This is a genomic window from Micromonospora sp. BQ32 (assembly GCF_059358895.1).
This window is the reverse complement of record NZ_JCADBI010000008.1, coordinates 220,646-246,809: the sequence shown is the minus strand read 5'-3', so window position 1 is coordinate 246,809 and position 26,164 is coordinate 220,646. Positions and strand designations below refer to the sequence as shown.

Annotated in this window: 23 protein-coding genes, 1 tRNA gene and 1 pseudogene; 15 read left to right on the top strand and 10 right to left on the bottom strand. The window is 71.4% G+C overall.

What is annotated here, in order from left to right; genetic code table 11:
- The first annotated feature begins 5 nt into the window (after positions 1-5).
- Genes AC5L30_RS17955 through AC5L30_RS17945 form a run of 3 tightly spaced genes read left to right on the top strand, consistent with a single transcriptional unit; the run spans position 6 to position 2,348 of the window.
- Positions 6-530, top strand: coding sequence for a MauE/DoxX family redox-associated membrane protein (locus tag AC5L30_RS17955; RefSeq protein ID WP_494868557.1), 525 nt, complete (start codon positions 6-8; stop codon positions 528-530).
- Positions 523-1,239, top strand: coding sequence for a DsbA family protein (locus tag AC5L30_RS17950; RefSeq protein ID WP_494868556.1), 717 nt, complete (start codon positions 523-525; stop codon positions 1,237-1,239). Before AC5L30_RS17955 ends, AC5L30_RS17950 begins: the two co-directional genes overlap by 8 nt.
- Entirely contained in the window at positions 1,236-2,348 is a 1,113-nt protein-coding gene (locus AC5L30_RS17945; protein ID WP_494868555.1) for a hypothetical protein, read from the top strand. Before AC5L30_RS17950 ends, AC5L30_RS17945 begins: the two co-directional genes overlap by 4 nt.
- Here the strand turns inward: AC5L30_RS17945 and AC5L30_RS17940 are convergent.
- From AC5L30_RS17940 to AC5L30_RS17925, 4 genes are read right to left on the bottom strand one after another with little or no spacing between them, the layout of a single operon-like run.
- Complete coding sequence (locus AC5L30_RS17940; protein WP_494868554.1) at positions 2,332-3,090, bottom strand: energy-coupling factor ABC transporter ATP-binding protein; 759 nt, start codon at positions 3,088-3,090, stop codon at positions 2,332-2,334. The two genes, AC5L30_RS17945 and AC5L30_RS17940, sit on opposite strands and share 17 nt — an antisense overlap.
- Entirely contained in the window at positions 3,087-3,857 is a 771-nt protein-coding gene (gene cbiQ, locus AC5L30_RS17935; protein ID WP_494868553.1) for a cobalt ECF transporter T component CbiQ, read from the bottom strand. Before cbiQ ends, AC5L30_RS17940 begins: the two co-directional genes overlap by 4 nt.
- 14 nt (positions 3,858-3,871) lie before the next feature.
- The gene (locus AC5L30_RS17930; RefSeq protein ID WP_494868552.1) at positions 3,872-4,297 is read right to left on the bottom strand and encodes a PDGLE domain-containing protein; all 426 of its coding nucleotides are present in this window, start codon (positions 4,295-4,297) and stop codon (positions 3,872-3,874) included.
- Positions 4,294-5,010, bottom strand: coding sequence for an energy-coupling factor ABC transporter permease (locus tag AC5L30_RS17925; protein ID WP_494868551.1), 717 nt, complete (start codon positions 5,008-5,010; stop codon positions 4,294-4,296). The genes AC5L30_RS17930 and AC5L30_RS17925 overlap by 4 nt, the downstream gene beginning before the upstream one ends.
- A gap of 295 nt (positions 5,011-5,305) precedes the next feature.
- Here AC5L30_RS17925 and bcp point away from each other — a divergent pair, with 295 nt between their 5' ends.
- From bcp to AC5L30_RS17905, 4 genes are all read left to right on the top strand, one after another.
- Positions 5,306-5,782 carry a thioredoxin-dependent thiol peroxidase gene (bcp, locus tag AC5L30_RS17920; RefSeq protein ID WP_494868549.1) on the top strand — a complete coding sequence of 159 codons (477 nt, stop codon included), beginning with the start codon at positions 5,306-5,308 and terminating at the stop codon, positions 5,780-5,782.
- Positions 5,783-5,812: 30 nt separating this feature from the next.
- Complete coding sequence (locus tag AC5L30_RS17915) at positions 5,813-6,739, top strand: HNH endonuclease signature motif containing protein (protein ID WP_494868548.1); 927 nt, start codon at positions 5,813-5,815, stop codon at positions 6,737-6,739.
- Positions 6,725-6,807: transfer RNA gene (locus AC5L30_RS17910), tRNA-Leu, on the top strand. The genes AC5L30_RS17915 and AC5L30_RS17910 overlap by 15 nt, the downstream gene beginning before the upstream one ends.
- Before the next feature lie 91 nt (positions 6,808-6,898).
- A complete protein-coding gene (locus AC5L30_RS17905; protein WP_494868547.1) occupies positions 6,899-7,426 on the top strand; it encodes a GNAT family N-acetyltransferase in 528 nt (175 codons plus the stop codon).
- A 43-nt stretch (positions 7,427-7,469) separates the two neighbouring features.
- Here AC5L30_RS17905 and AC5L30_RS17900 read toward each other — a convergent pair whose 3' ends face one another.
- The 3 genes from AC5L30_RS17900 to AC5L30_RS17890 form a co-directional block, all read right to left on the bottom strand.
- Positions 7,470-8,459: an expansin EXLX1 family cellulose-binding protein gene (locus AC5L30_RS17900; RefSeq protein WP_494868546.1), complete on the bottom strand. Its 990-nt coding sequence runs from the start codon at positions 8,457-8,459 to the stop codon at positions 7,470-7,472.
- 111 nt (positions 8,460-8,570) lie between these two features.
- On the bottom strand, positions 8,571-9,389 hold the full coding sequence (locus tag AC5L30_RS17895; protein ID WP_494868545.1) for an MOSC domain-containing protein: 819 nt from the start codon (positions 9,387-9,389) through the stop codon (positions 8,571-8,573).
- A gap of 4 nt (positions 9,390-9,393) precedes the next feature.
- Positions 9,394-10,227, bottom strand: a complete 834-nt coding sequence (locus AC5L30_RS17890; protein WP_494868544.1) for an O-methyltransferase — start codon at positions 10,225-10,227, stop codon at positions 9,394-9,396.
- Positions 10,228-10,467: 240 nt separating this feature from the next.
- Between AC5L30_RS17890 and AC5L30_RS17885 the strand changes: the two genes are divergently transcribed.
- From AC5L30_RS17885 to AC5L30_RS17860, 6 genes and pseudogenes are all read left to right on the top strand, one after another.
- On the top strand, positions 10,468-11,541 hold the full coding sequence (locus AC5L30_RS17885; protein WP_494868543.1) for an LCP family protein: 1,074 nt from the start codon (positions 10,468-10,470) through the stop codon (positions 11,539-11,541).
- An 86-nt stretch (positions 11,542-11,627) separates the two neighbouring features.
- Positions 11,628-13,258, top strand: a pseudogene (locus tag AC5L30_RS17880) (sugar transferase).
- Between the two features lie 88 nt (positions 13,259-13,346).
- The gene (locus AC5L30_RS17875) at positions 13,347-14,312 is read left to right on the top strand and encodes a glycosyltransferase family 2 protein (protein ID WP_494868542.1); all 966 of its coding nucleotides are present in this window, start codon (positions 13,347-13,349) and stop codon (positions 14,310-14,312) included.
- Entirely contained in the window at positions 14,312-15,379 is a 1,068-nt protein-coding gene (locus AC5L30_RS17870) for a glycosyltransferase (RefSeq protein ID WP_494868540.1), read from the top strand. The genes AC5L30_RS17875 and AC5L30_RS17870 overlap by 1 nt, the downstream gene beginning before the upstream one ends.
- Positions 15,376-16,737, top strand: coding sequence for a lipopolysaccharide biosynthesis protein (locus AC5L30_RS17865; RefSeq protein WP_494868539.1), 1,362 nt, complete (start codon positions 15,376-15,378; stop codon positions 16,735-16,737). The genes AC5L30_RS17870 and AC5L30_RS17865 overlap by 4 nt, the downstream gene beginning before the upstream one ends.
- Before the next feature lies 1 nt (position 16,738).
- Positions 16,739-18,082, top strand: a complete 1,344-nt coding sequence (locus tag AC5L30_RS17860) for an O-antigen ligase family protein (RefSeq protein ID WP_494868538.1) — start codon at positions 16,739-16,741, stop codon at positions 18,080-18,082.
- Positions 18,083-18,148: 66 nt separating this feature from the next.
- On the opposite strand, the gene AC5L30_RS17855 is transcribed toward AC5L30_RS17860, so the two are convergent.
- Complete coding sequence (locus AC5L30_RS17855; RefSeq protein ID WP_494868536.1) at positions 18,149-20,326, bottom strand: sialate O-acetylesterase; 2,178 nt, start codon at positions 20,324-20,326, stop codon at positions 18,149-18,151.
- 145 nt (positions 20,327-20,471) lie between these two features.
- Between AC5L30_RS17855 and AC5L30_RS17850 the strand changes: the two genes are divergently transcribed.
- The gene (locus AC5L30_RS17850) at positions 20,472-21,500 is read left to right on the top strand and encodes an acyltransferase family protein (RefSeq protein WP_494868535.1); all 1,029 of its coding nucleotides are present in this window, start codon (positions 20,472-20,474) and stop codon (positions 21,498-21,500) included.
- On the opposite strand, the gene AC5L30_RS17845 is transcribed toward AC5L30_RS17850, so the two are convergent.
- Together AC5L30_RS17845 and AC5L30_RS17840 are read right to left on the bottom strand one after the other, a co-directional pair.
- Positions 21,497-23,422 carry a trypsin-like peptidase domain-containing protein gene (locus tag AC5L30_RS17845; RefSeq protein ID WP_494868533.1) on the bottom strand — a complete coding sequence of 642 codons (1,926 nt, stop codon included), beginning with the start codon at positions 23,420-23,422 and terminating at the stop codon, positions 21,497-21,499. The genes AC5L30_RS17850 and AC5L30_RS17845 overlap by 4 nt on opposite strands.
- 141 nt (positions 23,423-23,563) lie before the next feature.
- Positions 23,564-25,168, bottom strand: a complete 1,605-nt coding sequence (locus AC5L30_RS17840; protein ID WP_494868531.1) for a DUF6541 family protein — start codon at positions 25,166-25,168, stop codon at positions 23,564-23,566.
- A 129-nt stretch (positions 25,169-25,297) separates the two neighbouring features.
- On the opposite strand from AC5L30_RS17840, the gene AC5L30_RS17835 reads away from it, so the two are divergent.
- The gene (locus AC5L30_RS17835) at positions 25,298-26,149 is read left to right on the top strand and encodes a MurR/RpiR family transcriptional regulator (protein WP_494868529.1); all 852 of its coding nucleotides are present in this window, start codon (positions 25,298-25,300) and stop codon (positions 26,147-26,149) included.
- The last annotated feature ends 15 nt before the right edge of the window (positions 26,150-26,164 follow it).

Genomic DNA, 26,164 nt, shown 5'->3' with positions numbered 1-26,164 from the left:
GACAAATGAGCGTGACAGCACCTTCCACCCGGGGCGGCCGTTGGCCCCTGGTCCGTCCCTGGCTCGGCATCGCGGCCCGACTCGGCCTCGCCGCCGTCTGGCTGGTCGCCGGGGCGTCGAAGGTCAGCGACCTCGCCGCCTCCGGGCGGGCGGTCAACGCGTACCAGGTGCTGCCGTACGACGTGGCGACCGTGATCGGCGCGGCCCTGCCCTTCGTCGAGTTGGCGTTGGGCGTGCTGCTGCTGCTCGGGCTGGCCACCCGGCTCGTCGCCGGGGTCTCCGCGGCGCTGCTGGTGGTCTTCATCGCCGGGATCGCCTCGGCCTGGGCGCGTGGGCTGGCCATCGACTGCGGCTGCTTCGGCAGCGGTGGGCAACTGGCGGCGGGGCAGGCCCCCAGTTACCTCCCGGAGATCCTCCGGGACCTGGGATTCTTGGTTCTGGCCGGATTTCTGCTGATCTGGCCGCGTACGCCGGTATCGGTGGACGGGTGGTTGTCCGGCGAACCCGTTGTGGAGGACGAGGATGAGTAGTCGCAAGGGGCAGCGGGACGCCGCCCGGGTGGTCCGCGAGCAGCTGGCCCGCGAGCGGCGCCGCCGCCGCACGATCTGGGTCTCCGCCGCCGCGGTCGTCGTCCTGGTCATCGCCGGCGTCGTCGGCTGGGCCGTCTGGTCCAACCAGCGCTCCGACGACTTCACCACCCCACCCGGCGCCAACGCGGCCGGCACCGGCATCGTCATCGGCGGCGGCCCGGTCACCGTCGACGTCTACGAGGACTTCCTCTGCCCGGCCTGCAAGCAGTTCGAGCAGGCCAGCGGGTCGACGCTCGAACAGTTGGTGGCCGAGAACAAGGCGAAGGTGGTCTACCACCCGGTCGCGTACCTCAACCGTTTCTCCACCACCGAGTACTCCACCCGCTCCTCGGCCGCCTCCGGCTGCGCCGCCGCCGGCGGCAAGTACCATGAGTACGCCAAGGCGCTCTTCGCCCAGCAGCCGCCGGAGGGCAGCGCCGGGCTCACCGACGACCAGCTCATCGACATCGGCACCAGCGTGGGCCTCGACCGGGGCTCCTTCGGCATCTGCGTGAAGGACCAGACGTACCGGACGTGGACCGCACACGTCACCGACGACGCCAGCCGGAGCAACGTCACCGGCACGCCGACCGTCAGGGTCAACGGTCAACCCGTTGAGAACCCCACCCCGGACGCTCTCACCGCAGCCGTGGCGGCGGCCGGCAAGTGATCCGTACCCTGCTGGGCCGCGCCGGCCTGGTCGCCGCCGCGGCCGGCCTGGTGACCCTGACCAGCACGGCGCCCGCCGCCGCGCACGGCGCGGACGCACCGGACGGCACCGACTACCGCACCCGGACCACCGGGGTCGCACCGGCGCGGCCAGGGCTTGAGGTACGTGTCATCGAGGCGGGTGCCCGACTGGAGTTGACCAACCGCACCGGCCGCGCCATCGAGGTCATCGGCTACTCCGGTGAGCCGTACCTACGCGTCGGCCCGGACGGGGTCTTCGAGAACAGCCACTCCCCCGCCACATACCTCAACCGCACCATCACCGGGGACACCGCGCTCCCGGCCGAGGCCGACCCGGCCGCCGCACCGTCCTGGCGGCGGATCGCCGACGGCACCACGGTGCGGTGGCACGACCAACGCGCGCTGTGGCAGGAGCCGACACCACCAGCCGCGGTACGGGCCGCGCCCGACCGCGAGCACCGGGTCCGGGACTGGACCATTCCGCTGCGCGACGGCACCGACCCGGTGCTGATCGGCGGCACGCTTGACTGGGTGCCTCCGCCGGACGCGTACACCTGGTGGGCGGTGACCATCGTGGGGCTGCTCGCGGTGGGCGCGCTCGGCCTGCTCGCCGCCACCGCACCGGCCGGCGCCCGCGCGCTCTCCGCGCTCGGCGTGCTGCTGATCGGCGGCGGCGCGCTGGCCGTCGGCTACCCGGTGGGACGGGAGCTGGACGCGGGTGCCCAGGGGGTGGGTGGGGTGCTGGTCGGGCTGCTGTCCGGGCAGATCTGGTCCCTGCTCACCGGCCTCGGCGCGATCGCCGCCGGCTGGTACGCGCTGAGCCGCCGCCCGGGCGCCGACTTCGTGGTCGCGTTGGCCGGGGCCTGCCTGGCGCTCTTCGCCGGAGCGGCGAACGCCGCCGTGTTCGCCCGCGCCATCGCCCCGGTGCCCTGGTCGCCCACGACCGCCCGGGTGATGGTGGCGCTCTTCCTGATCACCGGCGCCGGCGCGACAGCCGCCGGCATCCTGCGCCTACACGCCGCCTCCCGCACCACCGCGGTCGCACCGCACGTCGAAGCCGCGGAGAGTGGGTCTACGGCTGCGGGGTGAAGCCGTAGGGGAGTTCCAGGCGGTGTTGTGCCAGCAGCGGCGCGTCGTTGAGCAGGGTGTTGGTGGGGGCGTCGGCGACGATCCGGCCGTTGTCCAGGATCACCGAGCGCTCGCACAGCTCCGCCGCGTACGGCAGGTCGTGCGTGACCATCAGCAGGGTCACCGGCAGGCCGCGCAGGATCTCCGCGAGCTCACGACGGGCCGCCGGGTCCAGGTTCGACGACGGCTCGTCGAGCACCAGGATCTCCGGGTGCATGGCGAGCACGGTGGCCACCGCCACCCGGCGGCGCTGCCCGAACGACAGGTGCTGCGGGGCTCGGTCCCGGTGTTCACTCATCCCCACCGCGGCGAGCGCCTCGTCCACCCGGGCGGCCAGCTCGGCCCCACGCAGACCCAGGTTCGCCGGACCGAACGCCACGTCCTCCGCCACCGTCGGCAGGAACAACTGGTCGTCCGGGTCCTGAAAGACGATGCCCACCCGGCGACGCACCTCGGCCAGGGTGGCCCGATCCGGGGTGACCGTCAGCCCGCCGACGCTCACACTCCCCTCGGTCGGGCTGAGGATGCCGTTGAGGTGCAGCACCAGCGTGGTCTTGCCGGCGCCGTTGGGCCCGAGCAGCGCCACCCGGTCGCCACGCGGCACGTTCAGGTCAACCCCCCGCAGGGCGACGTGCCCGTCCGGGTACGCGTAGTGAACGCCCCGAACGTCCAGCGAGACAGCGGTCTGCACGACGCCGATCATGACAGCACGACGGCGGTGGCGGCGATGCAGGCCGCCAGGACCGGCACGGTCGCCGCCACCAGCCACTGACCTACGCTCGCCGCACCCTCGCCCTGCCACACGGCGGGCATCCGCCCGGTGTAGCCCCGGGACAGCATCGCCAGATAGACCCGCTCGCCGCGCTCGAAGGCGCGCAGGAACAACGCCCCGATCCCGGCGGCGAAGCCGCGCAGCTGCCACAGGAAGCGCGGGTCGTCGCCCCGGGAGATCCGGGCCACCCGCATCCGCCGCGCCTCGCCCACCAGCACGTCGAGGTAGCGCAGCATGAACGTGGCGATCTGGGTGAGCACCTGCGGGCAACGCAGCCGGTCCAACCCCACGATCAGATCCCGGGTGGTGGTGGTCGCGGCGAGCAGCAGCGAGGCGAGCACCCCCAGGGTGCCCTTGGCCAGGATGTTCCACGCGCCGTGCAGCCCGTCCTCGGACAGCCGCAGGCCCAGCACCTCGACCCGGTCGCCGCTGCCGAGGAACGGCAGGGCGACAGCGAACAGCACGAACGGCAGCTCGATCAACGCTCGGCTGAGCAACCACCGTGGCCCCACCCGGGCCAGTGCCGCCACCGCCACCACCAGCAGGGCGTACGCGCCGAAGGCCCAGAACGCCTCGCGTGGGGTGGCCACCACGGCGATGGTGAAGACCACCATCGCCGCGATCTTGACCTCGGGCGGGAGCCGGTGCACCGGCGAGTTCGACTCGCGGTACAGCACGTGCCCGTGACCGGCTCCCATCCGCGTACCCGCGCTCAGTTGGCCGCGTCGGCGCGGCGCCGGACGGCGGCGGACGTCGCGGGGTCGCCCGCGGCGGGCGTCGCCGCGTCACCGTCGGTCGGCGTGCTGCCTCGACGGCGCAACAGCCAGAACCCGCCGGCCCCGATCGCGAAGGTGACCAGCACCCCGAGCACCCCGGAGAGGCCGGTGGAGACGAAGCTGTTCCGCACGCCCCGTACGCCGTAGTCGGCGAGCGGGCTGTCGGCCAACTCGTGGTCGCGGGCCTGCTGGGCTGGGCAGCTCCCCCCGACGATGTTGTCGTCGGCGTCGACGGTGCAGCCCTTGAGCAGGGACGAGTCCAGCCCGTCCGGGTGCGACGAGGCGTAGTTGCTCACCACCCCGGCGAGCAGCAGGGCGACCAGCAGGCCGCCGGCCAGGAAGGCCCAGGATCGGTTCTTCATCGGACACCTCCGGTGACCGGAACGGCGGGGGCAGCGGGCGTACGCAGCGAACGCAGCGCGTACACCAGGTCGGGGCGCACCTTCGCGACGGTGAGCACCGTGGTCGCGGTGATCAGGCCCTCACCGATGCCGATCAGCAGGTGGACGCCGGCCATCGTGCCGGCCAGGCCACCCAGGTTGTTGCCCAGGTCGGTGGTGCCACCCAGCCAGTACTCCAGGACGAAGCCCTGCGACGCCACCACCACGCTGATCGTGGCCGCGACGAACGCGGTGACGGCGAGACCGGCCCGCGTACGGGGCAGCACCCGCAGCAGCAGCGCGATCAGCGCGTACGCCGCGGCGGTGCCGAGCAACGCCATGTTCGTGATGTTCAGGCCGAGCATGGCCACGCCGCCGTCACCGAAGATCAGTGCCTGTACGACCAGCACCACGGCCACGCAGAGCGCGCCGACCCAGGGGCCGACCAGCATGGCGGCGAGCGCGCCACCCAGCAGGTGACCACTGACACCGGCCGTGAAGATCGGGAAATTGAGCATCTGGACGGCGAAGATGAACGCCGCCACCAGGCCGGCCATCGGGGCCAGCCGGTCGTCCAGGTCGCGCCGGCTGCGCAGAACGCAGGCGGTGAGCGCGGCAAGAGCGAGCGCAGCGAAGATCGCTGCCACGGGACCGTCGATGATCCCGTTCGAGATGTGCATCGCCAGTGTCTCCACGCGACCTCCCACGCGTCAGCGGGCCCGATCGGGCCGGCGTGGGTCAGCCTATTTCCCAAGTATCGTTGTTGCCAGACTCTGGCAACAACGCATGGGCTTGATCACTCCAGGCCAGGCTTTGTCGGCCCGCCTTCCGATGATCGACTCGGTTTCCCTGATCCCGCGTCGTTCGTCCTCGGCTCCTGGATACCCCGGTTTCCAGAACCACGGTTTGACCTTGATGCGCCCATGCTCCGGGCCGGCGCACCTCACGCGCCGGCGGTGGTGCTCGCCGGCTCGGCGGTAAGGTCGGGCCATGACCGCGCCCGACCGCCTCTCTCCCGGTGACCCCGCGCCCGAGTTCACCCTCGCCACCGACACCGGCGACCAGCTCTCCCTCGCCGACCTGCGAGGACGCAAGGTCGTCCTGTACGCCTACCCGGCAGCGATGACCCCCGGCTGCACCAAGCAGGCCTGCGACTTCCGCGACTCGCTCGCTTCCCTCCAAGCCGCCGGCTACGAGGTCGTCGGCATCTCCCCGGACAAGCCGGAGAAGCTGGCGAAGTTCCGCGAGCGCGACGCCATCACCTTCCCGCTGGTGTCGGACCCGGACAAGGCGGTGCTGATCGCCTACGGCGCGTACGGCGAGAAGCAGCTGTACGGCAAGACCGTCACCGGCGTGATCCGCTCGACGTTCGTGATCGACGTCGACGGCAAGGTCGAGCGGGCGCTCTACAACGTCAAGGCCACCGGGCACGTCGCCAAGCTCCGCCGCGACCTCGACCTGGACTGATCTGTCGCACCGTTTCGCTACGGTCCGTCAGTGGTTCGATACAAGTACACGCCCGAAGCGCTGGCCGCCGCTGCCGCCGTCGCCCGCACCGTCACCGAGGTGATGCGGTTGCTCGGCGTACGCGTCAGCGGTGGCTCGCACGCGCACATCAGCCGGCAGCTCAAGCGGTTCGGCATCGACACGTCGCACTTCACTCGCAGTGCGCACAACAAGGGGCGGCGTGGCGAACGGCGCACCACATCCGCGCAGCTTCTGGTTGTGCTGCCCGACGGGTCCCGCCGGACGCCCGGCGTGCGGTTGAAGTGGGCGCTGGGCACACTCGGCGTGCCGGAGGAGTGCGAGGAATGTGGGACAGGGCCGGTGTGGCGAGGCGCGTCGCTCATCCTGCACGTCGACCACATCAACGGGGACTTCCTCGACAACCGGCCACCGAACCTCCGGCTCCTGTGCCCGAACTGCCACAGCCAGACCGCCACCTACGCCGGCCGGCGGAACCGGGCGGGTGACCCCACCATTTCCATGGGAACAGCGACCGGGGGCGAGGAACACTCGCACCAGGTAGCCGGTTCCGGTCGCAGACCAGCGACGCGAGGAGAGCTGGTCGACCTGTTCGGTCGGATCGACGCACAACAGGTGACGGCCGTGGAGGCAGCACGGCAGTTGGGCTGGGCCCCGGCGTATCTGCACAAGGTTCGGCGAGGGCTCGAGCAGGACGGCGTGTTGAAACCACGTCCGAGCCGCAGTTGGCGTTCGAGGGCTCATCGCGACGCGGTAATAGACCAGGCGCTGGCGCACCCGAATGTCGGACCGAAGCGGCTGTCCGGCATCCTCCGCAACCTGCCTGACGGGGCATGCAGAGTTAGTCACGGCACGATCTCGACCATCCTCAAGGAGGCCGGGCTCAACACCGCCGAAGCCCGACACTCTAGACTCGGGGAGTTGGCGGGAGTGGCGTAACGGCAGCCGCGCAGGTCTTAGGAACCTGTATCCGGAAGGATGTGGGGGTTCGAATCCCCTCTCCCGCACAGGGCAACGAACACCACGTGCTGGACGGCGGTTGTCGGGCGCGTCACTGTCCCAGGTCGTGGGCCTGGTCGTCGGGTCAGGATGACGGCCATGAGTCTGCGCTTCGTCCTCGACCCCGACCTCACCCCGCAGCTACGTGCCGAGATCGTCGACCTCTGGGTGGACGTCAGCAACGCCGGCGGGGCGGTCGGTTTCGTGCCACCGGTCACCGCCACCGACGTGCACGTCACCGCCGATCCGACTTTCGCCGGCATTGCCGACGGACCGGACCGGTTGCTGGTCGGCTACTCCGGGGACCGGCTGGCGGCAATGCTGATCTTCAGTGACAACCGTTTTCCGCTCACGGCGCACTGGTGCGTGGTGAAGCGGGTGATGGTCCACCCGGACACCCAGGGCACCGGCTACGGCTCGGCGCTGATGGTGGAGGCCGCCCGGCTGGGCAGGGCGTTGGGCCACGAGGCGCTGCACGTCACGGTGCGCGACGGGCTGGGGTTGGACAAGTTCTACGGGCGCCTCGGGTATCGGGAGGTCGGCCGGCTGCCGGGCGCGTTGCGGGTGGCCCCCGATGACGACCGGGACGAGATTCTGATGTGGCTCGATCTGACCGACGCCGACTGAGCGAACCACCGCCGCCCGGCCCGGACGGGTCCAGCACGAACCGTCAGCCCGCGCACCACCGAGCGTTCGCCCGGGCCGAGCTGGTGGTCGGCGGGTCGGTGGCCGGCGCGCTCGTCCGCGCCACCTCGACCGGGCGACGAGCCGGCGTCGGTGTGGCGGCGGGTCGGTTGCTCGGCGGTCGGGTCGACGCGGACGGACGTCGGGTGCCCGCCCCGGCGCCCGATGCGTACATCCGGACCGTGCTGTTCTGCACCTGGCCCGGCGCCATCCGGATGCCGCCGACGGTGACCCGGTTGCCGTACACGTCGCTGACGCGGAGATTGAACGGGCCCGGCCCGGCACCCGAGGCGATCAGCCAGTAGTTGTAGTCCTGCCGGGCGGCCGACTGCCAGGGGCCGCTGTCACCCTGCCGGACCTCGACGGACCGCAACGGGTTGCCGTGGTTACCGACGCGGACGGCGAACCACCACTGCGACGCGCCCTCCTTGATCCGGAAGGTGAGCGGTCCGGGCAGCGGCGGGTTCACCACCGCGCGGTAGGTGACCGGCACGAGGCCCTGGACCGGGTCGGCGATCCGCGCGAACGCCTCGCGGGACAGGTCGAGGTGGCCGGGCTCGCACTCCGGGCACTGGTCCATGATGAGCACCCGGACGGTGCCCTTCGGGCCGACGACGTCGAGGAATCCGCCGCAGGCGGCGCCGGCGGAGTACTCCGTCGGACCGAGCGCGACGTAGAGCCGGTTGGCCGGGGCGGCCGGGTTCGAGCAGTTGCCGCCGGCGCCCTTGGAGTCGTAGAAGGTCGCCTTGCCGCTGTGCGTGGTGTTGCCGGTGGGCGGTGCGGCGGCCAGCGTCCGACCGGCGGCGCAGGCCGGGGTGGAGCCGGAGCGCAGGGTGAGGGTGAGCCCGAGCGCCGCCGCGAGGACGGTCACGCCGGTGGCGACCAGCCAGGGCTTCACCCCGGACGACGGCGCGGGCCGGTCCTCCGCGGGATGGTCCAGGTCGATGTTGATGTCGACAGCGCTTCCGTCCGTCACGACGGCGATGCTGCCGGACCCGGGCGGCCAGCGACAAGCGGGCTAAGCCAAAGCTAAGACAGCATCGACGGACGGTGATCGGGGGGTGCCGGTTGCCGGTCGGCTTTTCGGTCAGGGCGCGATGACGATCGGGGCGCCGACGGCCAGGGGTCCACTGTCGAGCGGCACCAGGTGCAGTCCGAAGAGGAGCTTCTGCTTGATGTTGCGGTGCCGCCCGAGGGTGCGGAGCGGCTCCTTGGTGCGCACCCCGGTCTCCTGGTCGGTGGTGGTCACCACGCAGCGGTCGCACGGCCCGGCGGCCCGGAACATCCGGTCGCCGATGCGCAGCGGCCGACCAGCCCAGTCGTCCTCGGCCCAGGCCGGCGCGCCGCTGACCACCAGGTTGGGTCGGAACCGGGTCATCGGCACCGGTTCCTCCCCCGCCTCGGCCAGCCAGTCGTTGAGGACGTCGAGGGAGGCGGTGTTCGCCAGCAGCAGCGGGTAGACGTCGGCGAAACTGACCTGGTCACCGGTGTCGTGTTCGCGGGCCCCGGCGGCCACGTGGCGGGTCGGCCGGGCCAGCCAGACCAGCCGGACCGGTCGGTCGAGCAGGGCGCCGAGCCAGTCGTCGGCCGCCTGGCCGGCCGGCAGCGCGGGAACCGGGAAGGTGCGGCTGCGGAAGGTGCGCACCGCGACCGGTTCACCGCCGGCCGGCTCGGGCACGTCGAGGTCGGGCTGCCCGGCTGCGCGCAGCGACAGACCCCCGGGGCGCACCGAGGCGCGCAGGGCGACGAGCCGGGTCGTCTCCCGCTGGGTGACGCCGACGCCATCGGCGCCCACGACCATCCAGCGCCGGTCGCCGGCCAGGCCCCAGGGGTGCACGAACGCGGCGTCGTGGTCGAGCCGGTGACAACCCTTGACCGGGTACGTGTGAATCGAGGTCAGCCGCACCCGGCTACCATGCCACGCCGATGCCGTCGCCCGGGTACCAGTGATTGGCTGGGCTCTCCCGATAGGCGAGGAACCGCCGGCCGGTGCGTTCGGCGTGCTCGGCGAGCACGTTGGTGCTGGTGACGTTGTCGGTGAGCAGGATCGCGCCGGGGGCGAGCTTCGGCTCCACGGCGTCGAACTCACGCTTCTCGTGGGCACGGCTGTGGTCGCTGTCGTGCAGAAACAGGTCGACCGGGCGGTCCAACGCGCCGATCGAGGCGATCGAGTCGCCGATCACCAGGTCGACGACCTCCGACCACGGTGCGACCCGGGCGAGGTAGCCGGCCTCGGGGTTGATGTCCAGCGAGGTGACCCGGCCCGGGTGCCCCTCCTGCGCGTTGCGCAGCAGGGCGGCCGCCAGGACGACGCTGCCGAGTCCCTTGTCGACGCCGGTCTCGACGACGTGCGCGGGGCGGGTGGCACGGACGATGGCGTACCAGCCGATCCGCCGGGCGAAGCGGATCTCCTTGTCGGCGAGGCCGCGCCGGTCGGAGGCGGCGATCGCCGCCAGGAGGTGCTGGCGCAGGCCGTCGTCCGACTCGATCTCGCCGAGGTACGCCCGTACCTGTTTGACCGGGATGTCGCAGACGACGCTGACGAACCAGGCAAGGTGGTTGCGGCTCAACGGGGTGAGGTCGTACGTGTAGTTGTGGTGCTCGCGGGAGGTCAGCAGCCAGCGCGCCGAGCGGCGCAGCACCTTCGCGTCATGCCGTGCGATCGTGCGAAGTCTTTTGGGAAAAGCGGCAATCGGGGCGAGTGGGGTACGCGCGACGGCCCGTCGGAGCTTGATTCGATCCACGGGTGCCGTTGTAGCAGGGTTCGGGCGGCAGCGGGAGGGTCATCGCGAAAAGCCGATGGTTACGTTGTTTCGGCCCTCCGGCGGGGTCGGCAGAATAGGGCCTTGAAAGCGCTCCCGGGCCGGCGTTACCGGCAGTCCGTCCGGACGCAGGGCCCGGTTCGCCGCACCGGTCGGCAGGCATGCGATACCCGAAAGGACGAGGGTGCACGACAGACACGCGCAATCAGTAGCATCGCCGGCATGTCTGGTGCTCAGCGGTACACCGATGCCGACACCGAATTCGTCGACCCACACACAGTCGATCCGTACGAGGATGTCCCGTCCGGGGGCAAGAGGCGACGCCGTGGCCCTCGTTGGCGTCGGGTCCTCGTCATCTGCCTGGTAGTCGCGGCGATCCTCGGCGGCGGCAGCATGATCGGTGGCGCCCTCTACCTCCGCTCGGTGGAGAAGGACATCGACCGGGTGGACGCCTTCGCCGATGTTCCCGAGGAGGGGCGTCCGCAGGCGGTGGCCGACGGCGCGATGAACATCCTGATCCTGGGCAGCGATTCCCGCGACCCGGACAGCACCGGCGGCTCGCGCACCGACACCATCATCGTCGCGCACATCCCGAAGGACCGGTCGAGCGCGCAACTCGTCTCAATTCCTCGTGACACCTGGGTGAACGTGCCGAAGTCGAAGAACGGGGAGCACGGGGGCCGGGACGCGAAGATCAACGCGGCGTACGCCTGGGGCGGCATTCCGCTGATGGTGCAAACAGTCGAATCGTTCACCACGGTGCGAATCGACCACGTCATGATCGTTGACTTCGCCGGCTTCAAGGAAATCATCGACGCCCTGGACGGCGTCAACATCAACGCGGAGAAGTCATTCACCTCGATCCATCCGCCGTTCCGGAAGTTCGAGCAGGGCGTGCAGCGGATGGACGGCGAGACGGCCCTGGACTACTCCCGCCAGCGCAAACAGTTCGCTGACGGCGACTTCGCCCGCATCCGTCACCAGCAGCAGGTCATCAAGGCCATCCTCGACAAGGCCGTGTCCGGCGGCATCGTGACCAATCCCGGGCGGCTCAACTCCTTCGTCAAGGCGACCTCCAGCGCCGTGTCGGTGGACGAGAAGATGTCGCTCGTCAGCATGGCGACAGACCTGCGGAACCTGCGCGGCCGTAACCTCACTTTCGTCACCAGCCCGACGAAGGGCACCGGTCGGGTGGGCAGCGAGAGTGTCGTCTTCGCGAACACTGAGAAGGCAAAGACCTTCTACGATGCCGTACGCCGGGACTCCGTCGACGAAATTCTCGCCAGCTCCAAGTAACACCAGGTCGGCGGTCAGTTCGTCGGCCGCAACCTTGTCTCGCGCTACGGACCGGGCCAGGTCAGCCGGTTCTCACGGGGAGGTCCATGATGTCCAGTCAGCCCGCCATGTGGCATCGGCCGGTCCCGGCCGCCGACCGCGACGGCACCGCCGCCACCGCCCAGGGCGAGGGTGAGGGGGACGACGAGGGGAGCCAGGGCGGGAGTCGCCCTCCCGCCTACCAGCCCTCGCCCTTCCAGCCGCCGGCATTCCAGCCTCCCGCCTTCCAGCCCCCGGCGTTCCCGTCGCCCGCTGACCGGCGCTCCGCCTCGCCGGCACCAGCACCGGCACCTGAAGAGCGCCAGCCCCGCGCCGGCCTGGACACGACCGCCGTCCTTCCGTACGCCGGCTCGCGTGCCTCGACCCGGACCCGGTGGTTGCGGGCCTGGATGATGACCGCGCCGGTTGACGTCCTGGCACTGTTGACGCCGCTGCTGGTCACCCAGCAGTACTGGCGCGGCACCCTGGCCATGACGGTCCTGACCGTGATCATCTTCGCCAGCGGCGGCCTCTACCGGGCACGACGGCACGTGAGCTTCCTCGACGAGGTGCCGAGCCTCTGCGGGCGCCTGTTGGCCGCGGCGTCCGCGGTCACCATCGTCGCGGCGATGCGTCACGAATCCGCCGAGTACGTCTTCAGCTTCACCCGCGGTGTCGCCGCGTCGGCGGGGCTGGTCATCCTCGGCCGGGCCGTCACCCGCGAATTCGCCATCGTCGCCCGCAAGCGCCGGTGGGTCGAACACAACACCATCATCGTCGGCAGTGGCCCCACCGCCGTGGAACTCGCCCGGCTCCTGCGCCGCTACCCCCAGTACGGCCTGCGCTTCGTGGGTTGTGTCGACACCCCGGACGGCCCGTCGGCGCTGCCGCTGATCGGATCCCTCGACGACCTCGACAGCCTGGTACGGCTGCGCGAGTGTGACGTCGTGATCGTCGCGGACGCGAACTGCTCCGAGACCTCACTCATGGAGCTCCTGTCCCGGCCCCGGACGGCGGAGTGCGACCTGTGGGCGGCCACCCCCCTGTGGGGGTCCCGTTCACACGGCGACCACATCGGCGCGGTCCCGGTGGTCAGCATCGGCGACATCACCCTCTCCGGCCCGCAGTCGGCGCTCAAGCGCGCGTCGGACATCGCGTTCGCCTCGGTGGCGCTGCTCCTGCTGAGCCCGGTGCTCCTCATCTGCGCGGTCGCCACGCTCATCGACGGCGGCCCCGGCATCTTCTTCTACCAGGAGCGGATCGGTCGGCACGGCCGACCTTTCAACATCATCAAGTTCCGGTCCATGCGCCCCGTCGACGAGCACGAGTCGCAGACCAACTGGTCCATCGCCAACGACCGGCGGGTGGGGCCGATCGGTCGGATCATGCGCAGGACGTCCCTCGACGAGCTTCCGCAGCTCTGGAACATCCTCCGTGGCGACATGAGCGTGGTCGGCCCTCGGCCCGAGCGCCCCTACTTCGTCGAGAAGTTCTCGGCCGAATACCCCAGTACGCGATGCGGCACCGCGTTCCGGTCGGGCTCACCGGTCTGGCGCAGGTCAGCGGATTGCGCGGCGACACCCCCATCTCCGACCGGGCCCGCTTCGACAACTACTACATCGAGAACTGGTCCCTCTGGCTCGACGTCAAGGTCGTGCTCCGTACGGTGACCGAGGTCTTCCGCGCCGGCGGCCGCTGATCCGCCCACGCACCGAGACACCGCCGGGTACGGCCAACGGCCGTACCCGGCGGTGTGCCGGTCGCACCCCCAACGCATGGAGAACGCAATGCCGAACGTATCCGTCGTGATCCCCACCACGGGCCGCCCCAGCATCGCCGACGCGGTGCTCTCCGCCCGCTCCCAGCAGGGCGCCTCCGTACACATCGTGGTTGTCTGTGACACCCCGGAGGTGCCGCAGACGGTGCGGAACCTGGGGCAGCACATCGACCAGGTGGTCTGCACCGGCGGCGGCCGGCGCGGGTCGTACGCCCGTAATCTCGGGGTTTCCCATGCCATCCCGGGCAGCCACGTCGCGTTCCTCGACGACGACGACACCTGGCTGCCGACCAAGCTGGCGGCGCAGGTGCCCGCGCTCGAGCGGGTTGCGGCGGCCGGGTTCCGCCCCGTCGTGTCCTCCCGGATCCTGCAACGCAAGGACGGCGCCGAGCCGCTGCCGGCACCGGCCCCCGCCGAGGTGATCCCCGACGGCATGCTGCCGGAGGACTACCTGTTCCGCCGCCGTCACCTCGGCATCGGCCGGCAGTCGCTGCCCACGTCGACGTTGTTGACGACGTACGAGTTGGCGACCGAGTGCCGCTGGGACGAGACGCTCCCCCGACACCAGGACTGGGACTGGCTGGTCCGGGTCGCCCGGCTGCCCCGGGTGAAGATCGTCCAGGTGGAGGAGGCGACGGCGGTCTACACGGTGGGCAGCCCCGGGTCGATCTCGGCCGGCGCGGACTGGCGTACCTCGTGGCACTGGGCCCAGCGCTGGGAGGGTGTGTGGGCGCCGGGGACCTTCTCGGACTTCATCGCGGCACAGACCCTCCGCTACGCTCTCCAGGCCCGAGACCGGGAGGGTGTGCGGGAGATGGTGCGGGCGATCCGCCGCAACTCCCCACCGTCCGCCCGGAACGCAGTGCTGGCGGCGCTCGGGCTCGTGCCCCGGTCGACCCTCGAACGGGTCGCCATGCGCAAGTCGAAGGCCCCCAGCAGCCCCACTCGACCGCTTGAGACCGAACGGCCACACTGATGCGTCTGCACTTCGTTCTGCCGCAGCTCGAACCGCTCTACGGCATGGAGCGAGCCGCAGTTCTGGTGATGCGCGGGCTCGCCCGGCACGGCGTGGAGGTGTCCGCGACCGTGCTGTCCCGGGGAGTGCCGGACGGTCTCGACGACCTCCGTGTCGACACCCTGAACCTTGGGTCGCGGCTCACCCGGCTGGTGGAAGCTGTTCCCCCACTGCGCCGCCGACTGCGGAGCCTGCCGCCGGACGTGGAGGTCGTCGCCAGCGGATTGTGGGGGAGCGTGCCCGTCGGGGCGGCTCTGGCTGGCTCATCGCGGACGTTCGTCGCCTGGGAGCACTCGTTGCTGCCCGAGCGCCTGCGGGCCGACCGTCGGGTGCGGATGCTCGCCCGCGCGTCCGGATTCGGTTCCCTCCGGCCTCGGCTCGTCGTGGCCGTGTCCGACGGGGTGGCCCGGACGGTACGCGGTCTCCACTCCGGGTCGCGCGTCGTCACGATCCCCAACCCGGTCCCGACCGCACCGTTCGTCCCGCCCCGGCCAGTCGCGGACCCGGCACGGATCCGGCTGGTCACCACGGGCGCGCTCCGCCCGCTGAAGAACCACCTGTGCGCGATCGACGCGCTCGCGGAGCTGCCCACCGCCTACCACCTGACGCTTGCCGGAGACGGCGAGGAGCGGACACTGCTGGAGACCCGGGCGCGTGAGCGCGGCCTGGCGGATCGGGTGACCTTCCTCGGCCGGATCCCCGACGTCCGCGGGCTGCTGGCCGACGCCGACCTGCTCGTTCACCCGTCGCTGGCGGAGACCTTCGGTTTCAGCCTCGTGGAGGCGGCCGAAGTGGGACTCCCCGTCGCCGCGATGCCCGTGTCCGCCGTCGACGAGATGGTGCCGGACCTGGTGCCCGGCGTGCTGACGACGGCCCCGACCCCGACCGCCCTCGCCGAGGCGATCAGGCACCTGACGGGTCTCGGGCGCCCCGGGCCCGTCGAGTTCGAGAAGGCCTGGCACGCCCGCTCGGTCGCCTTCGACGCGGCCGGGATCAGCCGACAGTGGGTGGAGGCGGTCCGACGATGACCCTCGCCCAAGGCGCAGTCGACCTCGTGGGCGAGCCGGACCGCAGCGCATCACCACGTCACCGGGCGCCCCACCGGGGTGACGCCTTCCTGCGCAAGTCCGGCAGATTCTTCGTGGGAACCCTGCTGCGGACCCTCGCCCAGGGAGCACTCTTCGTGCTGCTGGCGCGGGAGATGCCCATCGACACGTACGGCCTCTTCGTCGGCATCACGGCCCTGGTGGCGGTCATCTCGCCCTTCGCGTCGGCCGGCGCACCGAGCCTGATCTTCCAGAGCCACGCCGACGCGCCTGCCGAGTGGGCCCGTCACCTGGCCCGGGGGCTGCTGCTGTCGGTGGTGTTCGGGGCTGGTGCGACAGTGCTGGTCGCTGCGGCAGGCGCGCTGATCTGGGGTGCCCAGGCAAGCCTGATCGACCTCTTCTGTCTGGCCTTCGCCGACCTGGTGGCCTGGCGCCTCATCGAGGCCGTGGCCGCCTCCGTCCAGGCCCGGGGTCGGATCCTGCTCGCCTCCGTCATCCCCGCGTTGCTACAGGTCTCCCGGTTGGTCGGGGTCATCGCGCTGGCCGCGGCAGCCGGACCGGTCACCCTGCACGCCTGGGCCGTGACCTCGGTGCTGGTATCCGCGGCAGTGTGCGTGGCAGTGGTCCTGGGTGGCCTACGCGGGTCAGGTCGGACTCCGTTGGAAGTCCGGGGATCGTTGGCGCAGGCGCGCACCGGCATGCTGTTCGCCGTGGGTCTGTCCGCCCAGACCGTGTACAACGACCTCGACAAGGTGATGCTCTCCAAGCTGGGGACGACGGAGAGCGCGGCCATCTACGCCGCGGCGTACCGCGTTGTCGACTTCGCGTACACGCCCGCCCGGTCGATGGCGGCGGTCGCGTACCCCAACTTCTTCGAGGCCGGGCGTAACGGCCCTCGAGCCGCACTGCGGCTCACGCGCAAGCTGCTGCCGCGCTACCTGGCGTTCAGCGTGCCGGCATCTCTCCTCCTCGTCGCGTTCGCCTGGATGATGCCCCTGGTCTTTGGTCCCGAATACGAGGCCGCCACCCTTGCCCTGCAGGGCCTGAGCGCGCTGCTGGTACTGAAGGCGATCCACTACCTCGCCGCCGATACCCTGTCCGGTGCCCGGATGCAGGGACGCCGGACGGTGGCCCAGATCGCGGTCGGCGTGGTCAACGCCGGCCTGAACGTCTGGCTGATTCCGGCGTACGGGTGGCAGGGTGCGGTGGTGTCGAGTCTGGTGTGCGACGCTCTGCTCGCCGTCCTGCTGTGGGGGTGCCTCGTCGCTGCCCTGCGACGCGACCCGCGCCGCGAGGCCGACGCCGAGGCGGCATCGGCAGCTGACCGAGAAAGGGTCTGACGTGACGACCATCTTCGGTGTCCTACTGACCGTCGGTGGTGTCGCGGTAGCCCTGTGGTTGGTCCGAATCCGGCGGAACATCGCCGCCGCCTTCGGCGACAGTGCGACCGCTGTCGCTCTGGTCGGGTTCGCCGTGCTCACCAACGCGGCGCCCGCGCTCGCCGGTGACAGGAGCTCGGCGCTGATCGGCGTGCTGCTGGTCGCTCTGCTGGCCTGGCTGGTGCTCTCCGGTCGTGCGGTTCTGCGCGGACCTTCGCACGTGTGGCTGCGGATCTCGATCGCGATGGCCGGTGCGCTGCTGGCCTGGTCCGCCGGCGTCGACGCCCTCACCGGGGGCGGGTTCTACGGTTCGCGGTTGCCACCGTACTCGGCGGCCGCGCTCATGCTGCTCGTCATCTGGCTGATGGCTGCCCGCATCGCCGTGAGTGTTCGAGCGGTGGCCTACACCGGGCTGGCGGTCCTGGCGCTGCTGACCATCCCGACCGCCCTGTACGACCAGGCGTGGCGGATCTGTACCGGCGGGAAGCTGGAGAAGTGCTCTGTGGCCGGGGCCTTGTTCAAGAGCTTCTACAACTCCGAGAACTACGTGGCGATGCTCGCGTCATTCACGCTGGTGGCCGCGTTCTGCGCGATGCGCCGCGTTGAGCTGGTGGCGACGACGTCGTTCTGCCTGCTGGTGATCGTCGCCACCGGCTCCCGCACCAGCTACCTGGCCGTCGGGGCGGTCTGCGCCTGGGTGCTGGCCGCACTGCTCGTGCAGCGCCTGCGGCCGAGCCCGCAGATCCCCTTCGCGGTCTGCGTCGCGCTCGTCATCGGCGCACTGACCGCGGCCACGTACCTGACCTGGAGCGCGTCGAAGACCACGCTGAGCAATCGGGGCAACATCTGGGTCGCCGCCCGCGAGTACCTGAGCGGTCGGGAGGGCGTCGGTGTCGGCGTCTCGAAGTGGTTTTATCTCCAGGACATCGGTGCGGCACCCACCCACTTCTTCCACTCCGGGTACGTCCTGGTCATCTTCTCCGGCGGGCTGGTCGCGTTGACCCTGTTCGGTCTCTGGATGGCCACCCTGCTGCACCGGGGCGTCGAGGACGGCCAGGCGTTCACCGCCAAGGCGCCGCTTGTGCTCTTCATCGTCTACTCGTTCACCGAGGTCGTCTGGAACCCACTGTCGGTGGACGGGCTGACCTGGATCGTCGTGCTGCTGGTTCTCACCGTCTCGGTGTCCACGCCCCCCGCGCGCACTCCGGTGCCGGGGCCGGTGGACCTGGTGGACCGGCCGGCGCCCCTGGCCGGGCTCCGGCGACTCATCGGCCGGCAGGACAGCCGGGCCGCCGCCGTCAACTGAACCCGCGAGGCGCGAGCCGGGCCGCGCGGTCTCCGGCGCCCGACCGGGCCGGCGCTGGGCGGACTGCTACCCGCCGGCTATCGGAAGCCCCTGGAAGGCCAGCAGACCGGCCCCGGTGGCGTTCACACACCAGGGCCCGGCATCGCCCCGGTAACTCAGCCGGTTTGCGCCACCGGCCGGGCCGGACAGGCTCAGCACAAGCCGCCCTCCCTCGCGGTACTCGACGCCGGTGACGGTGGCGGTGCTGCCGTCGATCGTGAAGTCGGTGCCCGCGCCGGCGTGCACGGTCAGCGGGTCCGGGTTGCGGAGCTGGACGATCACCTCGGTACGCCGGGCGTCGGTGAAGGCGGCCGACTTGGGGTTCGGGGCCGCCACGCCCTCGCCGGGGCCGCGGTGGATGTCCCGGGCCGCCACGGCGAACGCCTGGTCGCCCAACTCGCGGTAGCCCCGTTCCCAGGCGAAGTGGCAACCCTCCCGGCCCGACAGGGCCGTGGTCGACAGCACCGTCACCTTCAGGGTGTCGGCCATCCGTCGCTGTGCCTCGCGCAGCGGGCCGCCGGAGGTGTTTCCGCACGGTGAGCTGCCCACCTGGACGACGTAGTACCGGGTGCCGCCGCCTGCTCGGAGGCCGACCTCCCGACGCCAGTCGGTCAACAGCGCGGTGAACCCGGCGGTGTGCCCGGCGGCGTCGTTGTTGTCGGCCTCGCCCTGGTACCAGAACACCGCCCGGACCTCGCCGATGACGTTGGCGGCGGTGAGCCGTTGCCGCAACCGGCCGTAGTTGGTGCGCAGGTCACCGGGGTTGCGGTCGTTGCGCTGGAAGAACGACACCACCTTGCTGCTCTCCGCGCCGTTGATCACGGCCACCGGCACCTGGTAGGTGTCCATGAGTCGGTGGGCCGCGCGAATCCCCCACTGGCCGATCGAGCCGGGCTGGCGGACCGTACCCGAGACGGCGTAGTTCCAGGTACGGTCCGCGCCGGAGAGGACCCGGTCCCCGGTCGTCGAGCCGAAACTGCGGACGTACGGGGACTCCTCGCCGATCGACGAGCCCTGGTGACTGGCCGCCACCGCGTTGGACTGGCCCTGGATGACGTACACGTCGCCGGACACCACGCCCTCCCACAGGGCGGCCCGCCGGGCGACGCCGTCGCCGAGCACGTGCAACTCGAATCGGTACTCCCGAAGAGCGGCGGTGATCCGCTGCCGGAACGCAAACTCGCCGCGAGCCCCGACGGGCACCGTCTCGTCCCAGCCGTCAGCCCCGCTGACGACCTTGAGGCGTACGGCGCGGACCCGCGGGTCGGTCGTCCTTCCCGCCACCGGCACGACCGCGCCGCCGGCCGCGTCCCGGGGGTACAGCTGCCGGTCCCGAGGGTGCTGGCTGACGGTGAGCACCGACGCGCGGGCGTAGGTCGTCAGACGACGTTGGGTGTACGTGCCGGCGTTACCGGCGGTCGTCCAGTCGGGCTGGCCGGTGGGGGCGGTCCCGATGCCCACCGACAGCGGCTGGTCGTCTGAGGTGAAGCCGTTGACCGCGAGAACCGTCTGCGGGGCCGCCGGCGCCGGGCGGGTGGCCGCGACCGCGTGCACCTGGAAGGAGCCGTACCCGATCGAGGAGTACACGTCGTCGTCGGCGTCGTACCGGTCGGTGGCGGCACCGGGGATCTGGCCGGAGCTGGCTGGCCCGTACTTGTTCGGCCACATCTCCAGATAGCCCGTGAGGCCGGTGCCGGTGGCCAGGCCCGGCGCGTTGGTGGCGACCTCCAGATCGGCAATCCGTTGCCGGACGATCTGACCGGCCCGGGTCGGCAGGCCGAGGCGTCGAGCATCGGTGGTGAACGGCGACATGGCGGTCCACACCCACTGCGTACCGGTGGGGCCGGTCAACTCCAGGCAGTAGCCGATCCGGTCGAACCCGCCGGCAACCGCGCCGGCCCGGTCGAACGAGAGGGGCGTGGGCCGCTTGGGGTCGTTCCGCTCGGGCAGGTCGAGGGCGCTGACCGGGGTGAAGCCGGCCATGCCGTGCGCGTTCGCGGCGCAGGCGGTGCCGTCTATGGGCGCGGCGGGCGGCGGGGTGTCCGCGTCGGCTGCCGACCAGGCCGCGTCCGGCGCGGCGGACTTCGACGGCGACCAGCCGAACACGGGGACGGCCGCCAGGAGCAGGACGACCACCCCGAAGCCGATCCAGGCCGGCCGGGGCACCGAGCGGAGGCGGGCCCACGGAGGGTGGGGACGAGACACCCGGGAAACCTCCACAGTGTGGGCAGCGTGTCGCGCCTCAGATTAGGCGATGCGCCGTATCCGACGACGCCGGCACGACGCTGCGGCCGAAACCAGTGCGGATCCGGGGCGTAGGTCGGTCCCGCTGTCTGAAATGATTCCCGCCATGGCGGCAACGAGCACGACAACGGCGGCGGGTAACCGTTCCGCCGGTGTCGACCTCCTCCGGATTGTCGGAATCGCCGCGGTGGTCGTAGGCCACGTCTGGAGCGACACCCTGACCCGGGCATCCATCTATACCTGGCACGTTCCCGTGTTCTTCGTCCTGACCGGCTACTTCTGGTCGCCCGGTCGACCGCTCGGCGGGGAGTTGCGCAAGCGGTGGACGACCCTGGGCGTGCCCTACGTGGTGTGGTTCCTCATCCTGGTCGCGGCACTGCTCGCGGCGGACGCCGCGACGGGCCAGGTCGCGCCGGGGACTCTCGGTGACGCGCTCTACGGCGGCACGGCCGCGGTACGGCCGTTCTCCGCCTTCTGGTTCGTTTCGGTGCTCTTCATCGCGGCGGTCGCGTTCCGGTGGCTGGAGCGGTTCCCCGCTGCGGTCGCCTGGGCGGTCGCGGTGGTCGGCCTGGTCACCGCGTACCTCGCTCCCGGCGTCGTCACGGCCGGCCCGCTCGGGCTCTTCCTGGTCCCGGCGTGCCTGGTCTTCGTGCTGGCCGGGCGGCTGCTGCGCCGGATGCGTCCGCGCCTCCCGGCCCGTGCCGGTGCGGCGTCACTCTCAATCGGCGCAGGGTTCGTGCTCCTCGGCCTGAACCGCGACCTGGACCTCAAGGCCGGCGACTTCGGCTCCCCGGTGCTGGGGGTGCTGACCGCGATCCTGATCAGCGTCGGCCTCATCCGGCTCGCCGAGGAGCTTGACCTGCGCATCGGCGTACGGGCGTCGCGGGTGATCGGTCGGCTGGCCGGTTGCGGCATCGCCGTCGTGCTCAGTCACGCGGGCATTCTGTGGGTCCTCCAAACGCCGAGGGCCGGCCGGGTGGTCGACCTGGTCGCCGCTCTCGTGGTCCCGTGGGTGTTCGCGTGGATCGTCATCAGCACGCCGCTGGGTCCGTGGTTGACCGGCACGCGGGTCGGCGGTTCCGCGCGGGTCACCAGCGCCGTGGCGCCTCGGCCGGGCGCCGCGCAGACGCGCTAGAAGCGGCTGTTACGGCGCCGCGCGAGGAGCATCGCCACCGCCCCCACGATGGCGACGGCGAGCGCGCCCCCGGCTGCGGCGATCACCGGCACGGCCCAGCTCGACCCGCCCGAGCCGTCGCCGGGCCCCCGGCTGTCGACGGCCGCCTGTCGATACGACTGGGCCAGCAGGTTGGTCGGGGAGTTCCGCGCGGCTTCGTCGAAGCGGGCGATGGCTGTCGACTCGTCCCCGGCGAAGTACGCGTCGAGGCCGCTGCGGTACTGGTTGTCCGCCTCGCCGAGCGCGTTGGTGACGCCGGCGGCTTGGAGCAGACCGGTCATGGCGGAGACCGGCACGACGAGACGGTTCGCCTTGTCGGGCCGCAGCACGTCGTTGTCGAGCATGCCGACGACTTGGCCGCTCGGGTCGATGGCGATCCCGCCCCGGGAGTAGAGCCCGAGATCCTCGTTGATCCGGTACGGGTTCAGCGGCGTCGAGGTGTCGACCCCGGTCACGGTCACCGTCTTGGAGAACACCGTGTAGGTGGCGGCCCGGAAGCTGGTGTCGGTGGTGCCGTAGCCCAGGACGAGCAGTGACGTCTCCGGGCTGACGCTGGCCGACGTGTTCAGCTCCGCCGTGGGCAGGTTCTTCTGCTCCAGCTTGACCAGGGCGACGTTCCCCGCCTCGATCGGGAGGGCCCGGACGACGGCGCCCGGAATCGCCGGGCTGTCCGTCACCTCGCCCTTGGCGATGTTGAGCTGCCCGTACAGCCGGGACTCCGGCTGATCGGCGGCATTCGCGCCGGTGAGGGTCGAGGTGTTCACCCGGCTGCGGGTGTAGGTGCTGATGTCCTTGCCCTGCAGGCTGCCCTCGGCGACCAGCCGATTGGCCACGGCGTTCAGGGCGCTACCGACCAGGACGTCCGGGGTGGGCTGCACGCACTGGCTGTTGGTGAGGACGTGCCCCTCGTGGTGGACGACCACACCGCTACAGCGGCGGCTGAAGGTCACCGGCGCCTTGTTCAGCAGGACGCCATCGGCCTTGTTGCGGACGTACCCGGTGAAGATGACCTCCATGAAGACCATGGACGGACCGGCGACGGCCAGTGCGCGCTCCTCGGGGCTGCGCAGAGCGGCCTGCGCCCAGGGCTTGAGGCCGGGGGCGAGCGGGGTCGCGGCCGGAAAGCCGGTGGACGTGGCGGTCGGCGGGGGATCCGGCTCGCCGGGCTCGTCCGAGCTGAGGGCGTAGATGCCAGCGCCGCCACCGACCACGGCCACCAGGGCCAGCGCGGCCACACCGGCCCAGAGACCGGTACGCCGCTTGGGCGGCGCCGAGGGCTTGATCCGTCGTACGGGGGCGGCGTAGGGGTCGAACGGGGGCACCTCGGCCGGTGGGCCCGACACGGTGGCCGGCATCGGGGCGACGTCGTGGCCGGCCGGCCCGGCGGGCGAGGCGGGTGCGCTCGACGCCGGTGCGGCGGAGACGGGGTGTGCCGGCGCGGGCGGCTGGTTCGGGATCGCGGCCGACTGCACCGCCCACGGGGCGTGCGGCATGTCGACGACCGGCTGCGGCGCGCCCGACACGGGTTGCGGCACACCGGATACCGGCTGGGGCACACCGGACACCGGCTGGGGCACGCCCGACACCGGCTGGGGAGGGGCGGAGACGGGTCGGGGGGCGGCGGGCACCGGTTGGTACTCCACGCCGAGCGCACGGAACAGCTTCTCCGGGGCGGGTCCGGCCTCGGCGGCGTACGCCACCCAGGGCGCGGCTGCCGAGAAGTCGGCGTACGTGATCGGGGGTCCGTCGGGCGACTGGGCGAGCGCGTTCGCGACCTCGGCGAACGCCTCCCGCCAACCGGGGGCGGCGGCAACCGTCGCGTCCAGCACGGCCACGCTCACGAACCGGCCCTGCTCGTCGATGGCGGCCCAGGCCTTGCCCACCGGTGAACCGCCCAGCAAGTGGGTGAACCTGTAGGGGCCTTCCGGCTGCATGCCAACTCCTCCGCTCGACCGCCAGGCGCATGGTACCGACCGGTGCCACAGTCAGTCGCCCGGCGGTCACCCGTCAGCTCGTCGCCGCCGTCACCTTTTGCTGATCACGACCACTGGCTCCGGTCCGGACGTGACGCGTTGCACGCGATAGTCGGCGAGCGCCGCCTGCCACACCGGCTCACTCGGGTGGGTGTACGCGCGGACCAGCCAGACCCGGGTGCCGGGCGGTTGTTTCGCGGCCCGGGCCAGAATCTCGTCGAGGGCGTCTTGAATGGACGGCACATCGGCCGCTTTCGGAAGGATCACATCGGCGCGGGTGGGCATGGTGACGGTCCAACCGACGGTGCCGGCGACCGGCGCGACCAGCTTCAGCGGATCCTGGTCGGAGTAGAGCGTGAACCCGAACCAGGCGGGCCCGCTGACCACGACGAGGTCGTGTGGCCCCTTGTGCGCCGCGACGTACCGGGTCGACGACCCGATGTCGGTGATGGCCTGGTGTGCCCGCCAGACCCCGGGTTCGTCGCCGTCCAGGCGGTACCAGCGGTGGTTGACGGCGGCGAAGCTGGCGAGCAGGACGGCGCAGGTCACGGCGGCCACCACGCCCGGTAGTAGCCGGGGTAGCCCGCGGCGGGCCAGGGCGACGGTCAGGTCGGCCAGACCGACGATGCCGATGCCGGCCACCAGGCCCGTCGACACGATCAGGAAGTGGGACGTGCGCGGGTCGAGCAGGGGGTAGATCCCCGCGACGCCCAGCCCGATGGCCGCCACCGGCAGCAGGAGGACGGTGATTGCCGGGGCGGCGTGTCCTCGTCGGAACAGCGTGAGGACGCCGAGCACGAGCAGCACGGCGAGGATCGGCACGGGTGCGCCGAGCATCGGCGACAGGGCTTTGCTCTGCCGCACGAGGTGTGCGGGCAGTTCGGAGATGCTCGGCAGGAAGGCGTCCCAGTAGTCCCGCATGGCACCGCTGTTGCCCTTGGCGGACACTCCGAAGTAGACGGCGGCGATGAGCGCGCCGGCGACCATACCGGCGACGGTCGCCTCGACCGTCCTCGCCCACTCCCGGCGCACGGCGACGGAGAGCAGCAGGCCGCCGAGTACGCAGACCGCGACGATGGCGGTGGTGTGACTCAGCAGCATGCCCAGGCCCACCGCGGCCACCACCACCGCGAGTCGCCACCGAGACCAGGAGCGTCCCGTCCAGGCGGCCAGGGCGAGCAGGCAGACCGCCATGGCGGCGTCCGCGGTGTACTGCTTCAGGTCGTGGCGGGTCTGCTGGACCGGCAGGAGCAGGACGGCGAGCCCGGTGACGACGCCGATGAGGATGCCCCGAGCGCGCTCGGACGCCAACGAGCGGCCCAGGAGGTAGGCCGCGACAACGGTCAGCAGTTGGAAACCGAGGGGTACGACCCGGAGGTGGTCGATGTCCGGGACCAGTCGGAGCAGGAAACTCCACCCGATCGGGCTCGATGAGGTCGTCACCGGCAGGTCGGCGAGGGGGAAGCGGACCGAGAGCGCGACCCACGCCTCGTCACCCCAGTACTGGGCTGTCAGCCACGACCGGATGTCGTTGACGACGAGGAAGGCCCCGAACAGAGCGATGATCGGCACCGCCTCACCGACCGTCGCCCGGACGCGCCGGGCGGGCGCTGGCGGGGCGGCGCGAATGGGCGGGGCGTCCTCGACTACGACCACGACGCTCCTCGGTGACGCAGATCCTGCTCGCACTGGACGCCCGCATGGTACGAGTCGCGCCGGCTTGACGGGGGGCAGGGGTGATCCGAGGTGGTTGCCCATGAAAGTTTCTATGCATAGAGTCAGCTCATGAATGAAGGAGCTGTCGCAGCCCCCGCTGACCGGGTGCTCGACCTGTTCCAAGGGGTGCGGCTCACCCCCACCCAGCGCCGGATCGCGCACTGCCTGGTGCAGCACGCCCCCGGCGTGGCGTACCTGTCCGCCGCCGAGGTCGCCGAGCTGGCCGGCGTGAGCCAGCCGTCGGTCACCCGGTTCGCCGTCGCGCTCGGGCACGACGGCTACCCGGCGCTGCGCCGCCGGCTGCGGGACCTCACCGGCGCGACTCCGGGCGGATCGACGGACGCCGGCAACGAACTCCAGCAGGCGGTACGCGCCGAGATGGGCAACCTGGACCGACTGGCCGGTCAGCTCGCCGACCGGGACCGGATAGCCGAGACCGGGCGGCTGCTCGCCGAGAGTCGCCCACTGCCCGTGCTCGGTCTGCGCGCCGCCGCGCCACTGGCCGCGTACTTCGCCTACTTCGCGGCGAAGGTGCACCCGGACGTGCGGGTCCTCGACGACGGCGGCAGCCTGCTCACCGACCGTCTGGAGCAGGCCGCCGAGGCCGGCGCGTCCGCCATGCTGGCCTTCGTGCTGCCCCGCTACCCCCGGGAGACCCTGGACGCGCTGCGCGACGCCCGCCAGGCCGGGTTGACCGTGGTGGCGATCACCGACTCGCCGGTCAGCCCGGCCACCGAACACGCCGACGTGGTGCTCGCCGCCGCGGTCGGCGCGCAGCTCGTCTTCGACCTGCACACCGCCCCGATGACCCTGGCCATGGTGCTGTTGCAGGCGATCTGCGATGCCGCGCCGGCCGACACCCAGCGCCGACTGGAGGCGTTCGAAGCCTCCGCGGCCCGCCGACAGTTGTTCCTCGGTTGACCGGAGGAGAACCAG